The sequence below is a fragment of the Mesorhizobium sp. M0058 genome (assembly GCF_040323095.1).
Lineage (GTDB): Bacteria > Pseudomonadota > Alphaproteobacteria > Rhizobiales > Rhizobiaceae > Mesorhizobium.
Genome location: NZ_JAMYUQ010000029.1, coordinates 24,117 through 36,348, shown reverse-complemented (window position 1 = coordinate 36,348; position 12,232 = coordinate 24,117). Strand labels below are relative to the sequence as shown.

The window sequence follows — 12,232 nt, the reverse complement described above, 5'->3', positions numbered from 1 at the left end:
GCTGCGGTTTGTCCGCTCCTGCCAACTGACCGAATGGCTTCCTGATGACCGAATCCGATCTCGTCCCCGTCTTCGACGGCCACAACGACACGCTGCTGCGACTGTACCAGTCGAAAGACACCGACGTCGAAAAGCTGTTCATCGAGGGGACGCAGGGCGGTCATATAGATCTGCCGCGCGCCAAGAAGGGCGGCTTTGCCGGCGGCATGTTCGCGATCTTCCCGCCGCCGGTAGAGAAGAGCAAACGCTCTGCGGTGCCGCCGGCGCCGAGCGACAATGAGCCATTGCCGCCGGAACTGCCACGCGCTGATGCGCTCAATTCCACCATCGGCATGGCCTCGATCCTGTTTCGGCTGGAGCGAGCGGGGGCGCTGACCGTCTGCCGCAGTGCCGGTGACATTCGCGAGGCGATGGCGAAAGGTTCGATCGCGGCGGTGTTTCACATCGAAGGCGTCGAGGCGATCGATCCCGAACTTACCTTGCTCGACGTGCTCTACGAAGCCGGCCTGCGCTCGCTCGGCATTGTCTGGAGCCGACCCAACGCCTTCGGCCATGGCGTCCCGTTCCGCTTTCCGTCGTCGCCCGATACCGGACCGGGGCTGACCGATGCCGGCAAGGCGCTGGTCAAGGCCTGCAATCAGCTCAAGATCATGGTCGACCTGTCACATCTCAACGAAAAGGGCTTTCGCGATGTCGCCGCGCTCAGCGATGCGCCGCTGGTCGCCACTCATTCCAACGTGCATGCGCTGTGCACCCATTCGCGCAACCTGACGGACTGGCAGCTCAGCGCCATCCGCGAGACCGGCGGCATGGTCGGGCTCAACTTCGCAACCGGCTTCCTGCGTGAAGACGGACGGATGAACTCGGACACCAGCCTCGACATCATGGTGCGCCATGTCGATTCGCTGCTGCAGGCGCTGGGCGAGGACGGCGTCGGTCTCGGCTCCGATTTCGACGGCGCCATGATCCCGGCGGTCATCGGCGACGTTGCCGGCTTGCCAAAGCTGGTAGATGCGCTGGCCGCGCGCGGCTTCGGACGCGCGCTGATCGAGAAGATCGCCTATCGCAACTGGCTGAACGTTCTCGAAAGAACCATAGGCTGAGACTTAAGCGCCCATGCGCTTCAGCCAATCCTGGCCGCCGCGATCCCTGATCATCGGCAGCGGGTTCTCCCAGTCCAGCCGCGCGCAGATGCGGTAGGCTTCGAGCGTCTCGGCGCTCATTTCGCCGCGCTTGTAGAAGTACATGGCGGCGGCATAGCGGGTACGACCCGACCATTTTTCGCCGAGCGGCGTGTTGACCAGCTGCCACTGTTCGGCGGCTTCCGCCTCATCATCCGGTTCGTCGGCCATGATCAGAAATCCGCCGGCGGATCGGCGGTGCGGCGGTCGAGCTTGATGAAGGGACGGGCCACCACCTTGGCCCGCTTCATCAGCTTCTGGTACTGCAACTCGCGCATGGCGTAGATCTCGACCCAGAGGTCTTCCACCATCGTATCACCATAGGGACGCGTCAGCGAGGCGATGGCGATATTGCGCTTGGCCATCGGCGACCAGATGGCGGCGCTGACCAGCCCGACCTCCTGATGCTTCTTGTGGTAGACGATGGTGTGCTCGGCCGGGATGTTGCCTTCGATCTCCAGCCCGACCAGCACGTGGCGCAGCTTGCGTTTGGCACGGGCTTCGAGGATGGCGCCTCGGCCGTTGAAATGGCCTTTTTCCAAATCGATCATGAAGCCGAGACCGATCTCGTCCGGCATGCGCAGACGGTCGGCGCGAATGGCATGCTCGGCGGTGGTGAAGTCGGCATTGGCGACGATGAGGCCGGCTTCCAGCCGGGCGCGGTTGAGGGCGGCGTAGCCGATGGCGCGGATGCCGCGCAGTTCGCCTGCCGTCATCAGGCGGTCCCAGAGGCTGAGCGCTTTTTCGGCCGGCACGAACAGTTCGTAGCCGAGATCGCCGGTGAAGCCGGTGCGTGAGATGGTGACGGTGCTACCGTCATGCGGGAACTCGGCGAGATCGAACACTTTGAGTTTTTCAACGCCGGCAAAGCCGGCCTCGCGCAGCACGGCGAAGGAGGTTGGGCCTTGCAGAGCGAGACCAGCGACGCTTTCAGTCTCTTCTTCGACGGTCACTTCGAAACCGATGGCGCTGTCGAGCAGCCAGGGCAGGTGCCGCTCCTGCGAACACAGGCGGAAGCGGGTCGGCGACAGCCGGAACAGCGTGCCGTCATCGAGGACAAAACCTTCGTCGTCGCACCATGCGGTGTAGTGGACGCGGCCCGGTTTCAGCTTGGTGACATCGCGCAGCGTGACGCGATCGAGGAAGGCTTCGGCATCCGGCGCCTCGATGCGGTATTTGGTCATCGGCGAGATGTCGAACAAAGCCGCCTGGCTGCGGATGGCGAAATATTCGAGTTCCTCGTCCCACAGCGAATGCGGCGCGCGATAGCCGGCCCAATTGTACCAGTCCTGAGTTTTGGCCAGCGCATCGATGCGCGGCTGGAACGGCGTGCCGAGACGCAGTGTGCGGAAATGCGACTGCGCTGTGGTGCGGGCGGCGTTGTTGATCGGACTCGTCATGACGGCATTCCTTCGCCGTAAAGTGCGGCGTTGACTGGCTGAAACATCCGATCATCCCTTCATCGCGATGATGCGCCGCGCCGCATTCAAACCGGGAGCACCCGAAACGCCGCCGCCTGGATGCGAACCGGCGCCGGCCAGGAACAGCCCCTCGATCGGCGTGTCGTAGCCCGACCAGCCGGAGACCGGCCGCGACATCAACATCTGGTCGGCCTGCAATTCGCCGTGGTGCCAATGGCCCCCCGGCATGCGGTAGTTGGCTTCGATATCGGCTGGCGTCAAAAGCTCGGCATGCAGCACGGACTTGCCGATACCGGGGGCGTAGGCTTCGAGCTGCGCCATAACAGCTCTGAGGAATTTCGGCTTGCCGGCGTCCCAACCCTCTTTCAGCGCATAAGGCGCGTATTGCACGACAGCCGACAGTACACAGGCGCCGCTTGGCGCGAGCGACGGGTCGGAGAGCGACGGCAGTGTGATCTCCATCACCGGTTCGGCTGAGAACTCGCCATATTTCGACGGGTTGAAGGCGCGCTCGACATGGTCGGGCGAGGGCGCGATAACCAGACGGCCCTTGTGATTATCGGCGTCGACGCCGGAAAATTGCGGTGGCCGATCGAGCGCCAGATGGAGCTTCGCCGCGTCGCCCCTCATGCGGATGTTCTTTACCTTGCGCACGAAACCCGTGTCGATCTCGCGCGGGCCGACGAGATCGAGCATTGTGGTCGCCGGGTTGATGGCGGAAACGATCGTTCTGGCGTGCAGCACCTCGCCGCCGTCGAGGGTCACGCCGAGGGCGCGCCCTTTCTCGACGACTATCCTGGCCGCGGGCGCTGCCGTGCGGACGGTGACGCCGGCTTTCTCCGCCGCCGCGCGGATCGTGGCGACGACTGCACCCATCCCACCTTTCGGCAGCATCTGCGCGCCGGTTTTGCCGCCGGTCTCGCCGGCCAGCCGATAGTAGAGGCCGAGCAGGGAGGTCGGCGAACGCGGGCCGAGGTGGCTACCAAGCGTGGCGTCGAAGGCAAGCAGGCCCTTCAGCCTGATATCGGCAAGCTGCTCGTCGAGCAGGTCGGCGACGTTCATCAGGAGAACGCGCAGGAAGTCGCGCATGTCTTCCTTGCCGAGCTTTTTCAGCGCCACGGCCGTCTGGCCGAGCGCTGCGGTTTCAAGCAGCGACATGCCACCGAGATCGGGCGGGCGCCGCGACAGGAACGGTTTCAGGATGCCGGCATAGCGCATGAGTTGCGCGCGCAATTCCTTCCAGGCGGACTGCTCGGACGGAGTGGAGCCGGTCAGCACTTCGCCATAGGCGCCATGCAGGACAAGCGGCGGGCCGTCCTTCGCCAAGGCGACTGACGGCATGAAGTCTGTACGGGTGACCTGCAGCCCGTGTTTCTCCAGCTCCAATGTCTTCACCACGTCGGGGTGCAGGCGGTTCAGCACATGCGCGATCGAGGAGACCCGAAAACCCGGCGCAAACTCTTCGGTGCGCGCCGCGCCGCCGACATCGCCGGCCGCTTCCAGCACCAGCACCTTGCGGCCGGCTTTCGCTAGAGTGGCGGCAGCGACAAGGCCGTTGTGGCCACCGCCAATGATAATGGCATCAAATGACGTCATGGGCCGGGCTCATATGGGAGGTCGATTTGGCGAGGTCGCGCAGGATCTCGGCTGCCGCATTGCGGCCGGGTGCGCCCATGACGCCGCCGCCGGGATGTGTCGAGGAGCCGCACATATAGAGCCCGCCGACCGGCGAGCGGTATTGTGCGTAGCCCGGCACCGGCCGGTTGAACAGCAACTGGTCGAAGGTCAGCTCGCCCTGAAAGATGTTGCCTTCGGTGAGGCCGACCTCGGCTTCGATCTCGCGCGGCGTGCGCACCTCCATATGGACGATGCGGTCGCGGAAGCCTGGCGAGTATTCCGCGATCTGCGCAACCACGCTTTCAGCGAAACCGTCGCGGTCGGCATCGGTCCAGTCCCGGCCCTTCACCTTGGGCGGTGCGTACTGCACGAAGCAGCTCATGAAATGCTTGCCCGGCGGCGCCATGGTCGGGTCGAGCGTCGTTGGGATGACCATGTCGAGGAATGGGTCGGCCGACCAGCGACCGACCTTCCAGTCGTCATAGGCGCGCTCCATGCGCTCCATGGAATCGGTGAAATGCATGTCGCCGCGATAAACGGGTGAATCCTTCGGCAGTGCCGGGAATTCCGGCAGAGAATCCAGCGCGATGTTGACCTTGCCGGAGGAGCCGCGGATCTTGAAGTTCCTGACCCGCCGCAGGAAAATGTCGGGCAGTTCCTTCTCCTCGACCAGTTTCAGGAATGTGCGTTTGACGTCGGCGTTGGAGACGACGAGCTTGCCGTAGACCTCCTCGCCGCCGGCCAGCACCACGCCCTTGGCCTTGCCTCGGCTCACCAGCACATGGTCGACCTCGGCGCCGGTGCGGATAGCGCCGCCGGACGCCTTGAAGGAAGCGGCGAGCGCCTTGGTGACGGCGCCCATGCCGCCGCGCGCATAGCCCCAGGCGCCGACCGAGCCGTCGACCTCACCCATATAATGGTGCAGCAGCACGTAGGCTGTGCCGGGCGACATCGGCCCGAGCGCGGTACCGATAATGCCGGACAAAGCGAAGTTCGCCTTGATGACATCGGTCTCAAAATATTCGTCGAGGAATTCCGAGATCGACATGGTCCAGAAGCGCAGCGTCAGCGCCATTTCTTCTGATGACAGGCCGACGAATTTCTTGCCGAGATAGAGAAGCTCTCCGAGGTCGCGCGGCTTGAGACTGGCCGGGTCCGGTGCGGTGCGCATCAGCAGCGGCTGGATGAAACGGCACTGCCGCGTCACGTCGCGCGAATAGCGGTCATAGGCCTCCGCGTCGCGCCTGGAGAAGCGGGCGAATTCGCGCCGGTGCGCATCGTGGTCACGGTAGTTGGCGAGGTAGTCGCCGTCGCGGGTGAACACGGCGCCGCCCTCATAGGAAATAACCTGCAAGCCGAAACGCGGCAGTTCGAGGTCGCGCATGATCTCGGGGCGAAACAGCGAGCAGACATAGGAGCAGTTGGAGTAGAGGAAGCCCGGCGTCAGCTCGCGGCTGGTGGCGGCGCCGCCGACCCAGTCGTTCTTTTCCACCACCAGCACGTCGAGCCCGGCGCGTTGCAAATAGCAGGCGTTGACCAGGCCGTTGTGTCCGCCGCCGATGACGATCGCATCCCAAGCTTTCATTCGCGCCCAGCCTTCATGGTGCTCGACCCTTCATTTTCGCGTGATTTGTCGCCGAATGCGCGGAATTTGGCACGGCAGCGGCTATTCTGTCCAGCCATTCTGAATGAATGTTCAACAAATGATATTGCGTTTTCCTGTTAATACGCTACGCTTTGCCGGCATTCGAACCTGCGCAATTCGGCTGACGGGACTTAAGGTCTGATGATCGAAACGGCAGATGGCGAGCCGGAATATGACGACGCCGCGATCCGCTTCCTCGAGGCGCTGTGGGGCGAGGGCTATCTGTCGCCGGGCGGACCAGACGAGGTCGACCGGGTGGTCGAAGGGCTGTCGCTCAGGGGCAAGACGATCCTCGACATCGGCTGCGGCTCCGGCGGCATCGCGCTGCATCTGGTGGAGCGCCACGGTGCTGCTCATGCCACCGGCTTCGACATCGAGCGGCCGGTGATCGAGGCGGCCAGAAAGCGGGCTGCTGTACGAGGGCTTTCAGACCGCGCCAGCTTCGTCCAGGCGCCGCCCGGAGCGCTGCCTTTCACCGATGGCGCCTTCGATGTTGTGTTCTCCAAGGACGCGCTTTTGCATGTGCCCGACAAGGACGCGCTGTTTGCCGAAATCTTCCGCGTGCTGAAACCGGGCGGCGTCTTTGCCGCCTCCGACTGGCTGATCGGCCATGACGGCGAGCCGTCATCTGAGATGAAGGCCTATGTCGCGGCCGAAGGCCTGTCCTTCGCCATGGCCTCGCCGGCACGCTATGCGCAAGCGATGCGCAGCGCCGGCTTTGCCGATCGCCGTCAGAGACCGCAATTCTTGGTATCGCAAGGTCGCGCGCGGCGAGCTGGAAAGGCTGAAAGGCCCGCTCTACGAGACGGCGGCAGCCGCGGTCGGAGCGGCCTATATCGACAAGAACATCAAGACCTGGGAGGCCATGAAGAAGGTGCTTGACAGTGGCGAGCACCGTCCCACTCATCTTCGCGGGTGGAAGCCGGCTGTCGTGGGATAGCCGGCAATGTGGAGCATGACGGCACCGATGAAAGCTGCGCGCGAAGAGCGATCCTCCGACACGTCTGGAGAAACCGAACCGGAAAAACGCGGCCGCAAGGCGTCGAAGGAGGTCAGGCAACAGCAGCTGATCGAAGCGACCATCGATTCGCTGGCCAAGCGCGGCTACGCGGAGACGACGATGGCCGATGTCGCCGATGGCGCCGGCCTGTCGCGCGGCATCGTCAACTTTCATTTCGAGAGCAAAGAGAAGCTGCTGATCGCCACCCTGCAGTATATGTATGACGAGTATTCGGCACATTGGCGTGCTGCCCTGCGGAAAGCCGGTGATGACCCAGCCCGCCAATTGCAGATTCTGGTTTGGGCCGACTTCGACCGCTCGATCTGCAACAAGCGCAAGCTCGCCGCTTGGCTCGCTTTCTGGGGCGAGGCCAAGTCGCGGCCGGTCTATCAGGCGCTGAGCAGTTCCCGCGACGCATATTACCAGCAGGTCTTCATCGACCTCTGCGCGACGCTCAAGCAGAGCGGCGGCTATGCCTATGAGCCGCAGGTGATGGCGCTGGCGCTGTCAGCCATGTTGGAAGGCCTGTGGCTGCGGTTGATGATGGGAACCGAAGACACCACGCGCGAAACCGCGCTGCAAGCGGCCAACGCGTTCCTCGCAGCCGCCTTTCCCAAGCACTACGGATAACCAGAAGCCGGCCAGTCGAGTCGGCAATGCAATGACAAAGAGGATGGAACAGCATGAAAAGAATAACCCGACGCCTGACACTGACATTGGCGCTGACGGCGACGCTGGCTGGTTCGGCTGCGGCGATTGCGGTCGCCGCCGACAAGGACCTGATCGTGTTCGACTGGTCCGGCTATGAGGACCCGAGCTTCCACCCCAAATATGTCGAGAAGAACGGCGACTCGCCGACCTTCGCCTTCTTCGGCGACGAGGACGAAGCCTTCGAGAAAGTGCGCTCCGGTTTCAAGGCCGATCTTGGCCATCCCTGCTCGCAGAGCGTGACAAAGTGGCGTGAGGCGGGGCTGCTGCAGCCGCTCGACACCTCGAAGATCACCGGCTGGAAGGATCTCAATCCCGGCATCATGGCGATGAAGGATCTGGCCACCACTTCGGACGGCAAGGCCTGGTTCATGCCGTGGGACTGGGGCAACACCCAGCTCACCTACAACTCCGACAAGATCGACGCGAAGGATGTGCAGTCGCTGAAGGCCTTCGCCGATCCCAAGTTCAAGGGGCGGGTCTCAATCGGCGACAATGTCGACGACGCCTATGCGCTGGCCAGCCTTGCCATCGGGCTTAAGGACTGGACCAAGATGACGGACAACCAGTTCAAGCAGGCTTCCGACTTCCTGCGTCAGGTGCACAAAAATGTCCGCTCCTACTGGACCGATACCACCGACGTCGTGCAGTTGCTGAGCGGCGGCGAGGTCGATCTCGCCTGGGCATGGAACGATGCCACGGTACAATCCGTCGCTGCCGGTGTGCCGATCAAGTCCAAGAAGGATACGGACGAAGGCATCTCGACCTGGGTCTGCGGCTACGTGCTGTTCAAGGACGCACCCGGCAATGTCGACAAGGCCTATGACTACCTCAACGCGATCAACGATCCCGAGACCGCCAAGGTGCTGGTCAAGGACTGGGGTTATGGCCAGGCCAACGCCAAGGGCATGGCCGGCGTCGACCCGGCGATCCTGAAAGAAAAGGGCTATGACGACGTGCAGAAATTCGTCGACAAGACCCTGTTCCAATCGCCCGTGCCGTCGTCGCTCAAGCTCAAGATGATCGCCGAATTCGAGAAGATCAAGGCAGGCTACTAAAGCTCTGTCCGGCCTCCTCCGTCTGCCTGTCAGTGCGCCGGGCAGACGGTCTCGCCAAGGCCGCTGAAATTCCGTAACGTCGCCCGGCCGCTTTTCGCGATGAGGAGTTTCGCGCCATGAATTCCATGCTTCGCCGCCTCGCCCTTGCCGCTGCTCTTACAGTCGGCGCTGGCGCCGTGCTTGCTTATGCCGAAGGCGGCGGCGACCTCGTCGTGTTCGACTGGTCAGGCTATGAAGATCCGTTGCTGCACCCCGACTACACCGCCAAATACGGCGCCGAGCCGACCTTTGCTTTCTTCGGCGACGAGGAGGAAGCGTTCCAGAAGATGCGCGCCGGCTTCAAGGCCGACATCGCCCACCCCTGCTCGCAAAGCGTGACCAAGTGGCGCGCGGCCGGCATTCTGCAACCGCTCGACACCTCGCGGATCGCCGGCTGGAAGGATCTCAATCCCGGCATCATGGCGATGAAGGATCTCGCCGTCACCGCCGACGGCAAGGCCTGGTTCATGCCGTTCGACTGGGGCAACACTTCGCTGCTCTACCGCACCGACAAGGTCACCGCGGAGGAAGCGCAGTCGCTGAAGATTTTCGCCGATCCCAAATTCAAGGGCCGCGTCACCATCGGCGACAATGTCGATGACGCCTATGCGCTGGCCAGCCTGGTCATCGGCCTCAAGGACTGGACCAAGATGACCGACGCGCAGTTCCAGGAGGCGTCCGCCTTCCTGCGTGACGTCCACAAGAACATCCGCTTTTACTGGACCGACGACACCGACCTCAACCAGGCCTTTACCGGCAATGAGGTCGACCTCGTCTGGGGCTGGAATGAGACCTTCGTGACGCTCAAGGGCCAAGGCATGCCGATCGCCATGAACCGCGACACCAGGGAAGGCATATCCACCTGGGTGTGCGGCTATGTGCTGATGAAGGATGCGCCGGGCAAGCTCGATCAGGCCTATGATTTCCTCAGTGCGGTCAACGCGCATGCCGTGTCCGATTACTTGGTCAAGACCTTCGGCTACGGCCACGGCAACAGCGCCGGGATGGCCGCGATCGACCATCAGGTGCTGAGCGACCGTGGCTTCGACAATCTCGACAAGTTCTTGGACAGGACGCTGTTCCAGCAGCCGGTGCCGCCTGAGCTCAAGCAGCGCATGGTCACGGAATTCGAGAAGATCAAGGCCGGCTATTGAGCGACAGGATTGAAAGAACCGATGTCGTCATCGTCGGCGCCGGTTTCACCGGCCTGTCGGCTGCGCTTGAGCTGAGAAAGGCCGGCATCGATGTCGTGCTGCTCGAAGCACGCGACCGCGTCGGCGGCAGGGTCGAGGCTATTCGCAACGGGCTTGGCGAGCGCATCGACAGCGGCGGCCAGTTTTTCTGCGAAGACATGCCGGAGGTGACGGCGCTGGCCGCGTCCCGTGGCAAGGCCTTCGTCGAAACCTATGTGAATGGCGATTTCATCACCCATCCATCGCTGTCGGTCGAAGAGGCCGAACGGACCTATCATGGCGCGATCGCAATCCGCGAGCGGATGAATGCGATCGAGCCGGACGATCCCTCGATCGCCGGCATGAGCGCTGCCGCCTGGCTCGAACGCCAGCCTGATCCCACTGACGCCAAGACGGCTTTCCGCTCGATGATCGAAGGCCTGTGGTGTCTGGCGATGGACAAGGTGCCGCTGTGGTACCTCATCGACAATGACCGCCGCATCACCAACGAGGTGCCCGAGCTGCAATATTCGCTGCTCGAAACCATGCAGTCGCTGGCCGAGGACATGGCGGGAGATCTCGGCGACAGGGTTTGGCTGAACGAGCCGGTTACGCGCATCGAGCACGGGCCGCAAGGGGTTCGTGCCGTCTCGGCAGGCAGCGCCATCGAAGCGCGAAGAGTGCTGGTCGCGCTGCCGCCGGCGAGGGCCGCGAAGCTGGATTTCGCGCCCGCTCTGCCGCCAGCTCTCGCAAAGGCGCTCGGCGTCTGGGAAAGCGGTGCGGTGATCAAGATCCTGGTGCGCTATCCCACGCCGTTCTGGCGCGAGCGCGACCTGTGCGGCATGGTGATGTGGCGCGACCTGCCGGGCCTGTTCGCCTGTGACGCCAGCAAGGATGCGCAACATGCTGCGCTGGTCGTCTTCGTCGGCGGACCGCTGGCCTTGCATTGGCGTCCGCTCGCGGACGCGGCGTTGCGTGCGGAGGTCACGGCAAGGCTCGTTGATGCCCTTGGCCCGGAGGCGGCCGATATTATCGATTTCAGCCAGCGCGACTGGATCGATGACCGCTGGAGCGGCGGCGCCTTCAGCGACCTTATTGTCGATGTGACGGCACGGGATGCCGAGCGCACGATCCGTGCCGGCGCAGATCCTGTTCATTTCGCATCGTCGGAACTGTCGCCGTCATTCCCGGGCTATGTCGAAGGCGCCATCGTGATGGGGCGGATCGCAGCCAAACAGATCGCGACGGAACTTAAAATTCTTAGTGGAGCATGATCTTATTCCGAAAACCGGTTTCCACTTTTCGGGATCATGCTCAGTCCGCCATTGCCACCAAGGCCTCCGGATCGTAGCCGAGGCGGATCGAAGTGCCGACGGGGATATCGTCGGCGCCGAAGTCGTTGGTCTCGGTGACCGACAGTGGCTTTTCCAATCCGGGTATCTCGACGATGAGATGGGTGATCTCGCCAAAATAGTGGCGTTCGACCACCTTGCCGGCCACTTCGAATTTCGCCGTCGCGTTGTCCCACAGCACGCGCAATCGCTCCGGCCTGATGCCCAGCGTGGCGCCGCCGCCATTGCGCACGAAGGCCTTCGGCTTGTCGGTCCTGACCCGGCCGAAGCCCAGCGTGTCGACGACCAGCGAGGCGCTGCTCTCCTCGACGATCTGCGCTTTTACGAAATTCATGCCGCCGAGGAAATCGGCGACCTGGCGGTTGACCGGCCGCTGGTAGATTTCCTTGGGCGAGGCGACCTGGGCGATCTTGCCGCCGAACATTACGGCGATGCGGTCGGACATAGCGAGCGCCTCATACTGGTCATGGGTGACCAGCACGAAGGTGATGCCGACCGCCTGCTGCAGGCGGCGCAGTTCGACCTGCATCTGCTCGCGCAATTTCTTGTCGAGAGCCGACAGCGGCTCGTCGAGCAGCAGCACCTTGGGCCGCATCACCAAGGCGCGGGCGAGCGCCACGCGCTGGCGCTGGCCGCCGGAAAGCTCGGTGGCGAGGCGTTTGCCGAGGCCGGTGAGCGACACCTGCGCCAGCGCTTCCTCGACGCGGCGCTTTTCTTCCGTTCCTCCCAGCCTGAGCCGTTTCAGCCCATAGGCGACATTCTGCTCGACATTGAGATGCGGGAAGATGGCATAACTCTGGAATACCATGTTGGTCGGCCGGCGGTTGGCGGGGATGCCTTCCATCGACTGGCCGCCGACCGAGATCGAGCCGCTGGTCGGGTTGTCGAAACCGGCAATCATGCGCAGCAGCGTGGTCTTGCCGCAGCCGGAAGGGCCGAGCAGCGAAAAGAATTCGCCCTCCTTGATGGTCAGCGAGGCGTCGTCGAGCGCCTTGAACGCCCCATAGCTGCGGGTAACGCTGCGGATTTCGATCATTGC

Annotated in this window: 11 protein-coding genes; 6 read left to right on the top strand and 5 right to left on the bottom strand. The window is 63.2% G+C overall.

The genetic code is table 11. The features are described from left to right. Positions 1–44 precede the first annotated feature (44 nt). Entirely contained in the window at positions 45–1,103 is a 1,059-nt protein-coding gene (locus NKJ75_RS31030) for a dipeptidase (protein WP_023818443.1), read from the top strand. A gap of 3 nt (positions 1,104–1,106) precedes the next feature. Here NKJ75_RS31030 and NKJ75_RS31025 read toward each other — a convergent pair whose 3' ends face one another. Genes NKJ75_RS31025 through NKJ75_RS31010 form a run of 4 tightly spaced genes read right to left on the bottom strand, consistent with a single transcriptional unit; the run spans position 1,107 to position 5,804 of the window. Continuing rightward, complete coding sequence (locus NKJ75_RS31025) at positions 1,107–1,352, bottom strand: hypothetical protein (protein ID WP_023818444.1); 246 nt, start codon at positions 1,350–1,352, stop codon at positions 1,107–1,109. Positions 1,353–1,354: 2 nt separating this feature from the next. Beyond that, positions 1,355–2,581 (bottom strand): aminomethyl transferase family protein, encoded by a 1,227-nt coding sequence (locus NKJ75_RS31020; RefSeq protein ID WP_352500612.1) that lies wholly within the window; start codon positions 2,579–2,581, stop codon positions 1,355–1,357. 51 nt (positions 2,582–2,632) lie between these two features. Continuing rightward, positions 2,633–4,198, bottom strand: a complete 1,566-nt coding sequence (locus NKJ75_RS31015) for a phytoene desaturase family protein (protein WP_023835003.1) — start codon at positions 4,196–4,198, stop codon at positions 2,633–2,635. After that, a complete protein-coding gene (locus tag NKJ75_RS31010) occupies positions 4,185–5,804 on the bottom strand; it encodes a phytoene desaturase family protein (RefSeq protein WP_023835004.1) in 1,620 nt (539 codons plus the stop codon). Before NKJ75_RS31010 ends, NKJ75_RS31015 begins: the two co-directional genes overlap by 14 nt. Positions 5,805–6,005: 201 nt before the next feature. On the opposite strand from NKJ75_RS31010, the gene NKJ75_RS31005 reads away from it, so the two are divergent. The 5 genes from NKJ75_RS31005 (at position 6,006) to NKJ75_RS30985 (ending at position 11,115) form a co-directional block, all read left to right on the top strand. After that, the gene (locus NKJ75_RS31005; protein WP_245274204.1) at positions 6,006–6,746 is read left to right on the top strand and encodes a class I SAM-dependent methyltransferase; all 741 of its coding nucleotides are present in this window, start codon (positions 6,006–6,008) and stop codon (positions 6,744–6,746) included. 85 nt (positions 6,747–6,831) lie between these two features. Further along, a complete protein-coding gene (gene betI, locus NKJ75_RS31000) occupies positions 6,832–7,494 on the top strand; it encodes a transcriptional regulator BetI (protein ID WP_023711681.1) in 663 nt (220 codons plus the stop codon). Between the two features lie 53 nt (positions 7,495–7,547). Then, on the top strand, positions 7,548–8,630 hold the full coding sequence (locus NKJ75_RS30995) for an ABC transporter substrate-binding protein (protein ID WP_023748364.1): 1,083 nt from the start codon (positions 7,548–7,550) through the stop codon (positions 8,628–8,630). Between the two features lie 116 nt (positions 8,631–8,746). Continuing rightward, a complete protein-coding gene (locus NKJ75_RS30990; RefSeq protein WP_023835005.1) occupies positions 8,747–9,823 on the top strand; it encodes an extracellular solute-binding protein in 1,077 nt (358 codons plus the stop codon). Continuing rightward, positions 9,820–11,115: a flavin monoamine oxidase family protein gene (locus NKJ75_RS30985; RefSeq protein ID WP_352500611.1), complete on the top strand. Its 1,296-nt coding sequence runs from the start codon at positions 9,820–9,822 to the stop codon at positions 11,113–11,115. Before NKJ75_RS30990 ends, NKJ75_RS30985 begins: the two co-directional genes overlap by 4 nt. Positions 11,116–11,155: 40 nt before the next feature. On the opposite strand, the gene NKJ75_RS30980 is transcribed toward NKJ75_RS30985, so the two are convergent. Continuing rightward, a complete protein-coding gene (locus NKJ75_RS30980) occupies positions 11,156–12,229 on the bottom strand; it encodes an ABC transporter ATP-binding protein (protein ID WP_023696411.1) in 1,074 nt (357 codons plus the stop codon). Between the last annotated feature and the right edge of the window lie 3 nt (positions 12,230–12,232).

Excerpts from the sequence above, each read along its gene's own strand:
- NKJ75_RS31030 (WP_023818443.1), top strand. The coding sequence starts at position 45 with ATGACCGAATCCGATCTCGTCCCCGTCTTCGACGGCCACAACGACACG.
- NKJ75_RS31010 (WP_023835004.1), bottom strand. The coding sequence starts at position 5,804 with ATGAAAGCTTGGGATGCGATCGTCATCGGCGGCGGACACAACGGCCTG.
- NKJ75_RS31005 (WP_245274204.1), top strand. The coding sequence starts at position 6,006 with ATGATCGAAACGGCAGATGGCGAGCCGGAATATGACGACGCCGCGATC.
- NKJ75_RS30980 (WP_023696411.1), bottom strand. The coding sequence starts at position 12,229 with ATGATCGAAATCCGCAGCGTTACCCGCAGCTATGGGGCGTTCAAGGCG.
- NKJ75_RS31015 (WP_023835003.1), bottom strand. The coding sequence starts at position 4,198 with ATGACGTCATTTGATGCCATTATCATTGGCGGTGGCCACAACGGCCTT.
- NKJ75_RS30990 (WP_023835005.1), top strand. The coding sequence starts at position 8,747 with ATGAATTCCATGCTTCGCCGCCTCGCCCTTGCCGCTGCTCTTACAGTC.
- NKJ75_RS31025 (WP_023818444.1), bottom strand. The coding sequence starts at position 1,352 with ATGGCCGACGAACCGGATGATGAGGCGGAAGCCGCCGAACAGTGGCAG.
- betI (WP_023711681.1), top strand. The coding sequence starts at position 6,832 with ATGAAAGCTGCGCGCGAAGAGCGATCCTCCGACACGTCTGGAGAAACC.
- NKJ75_RS30995 (WP_023748364.1), top strand. The coding sequence starts at position 7,548 with ATGAAAAGAATAACCCGACGCCTGACACTGACATTGGCGCTGACGGCG.
- NKJ75_RS31020 (WP_352500612.1), bottom strand. The coding sequence starts at position 2,581 with ATGACGAGTCCGATCAACAACGCCGCCCGCACCACAGCGCAGTCGCAT.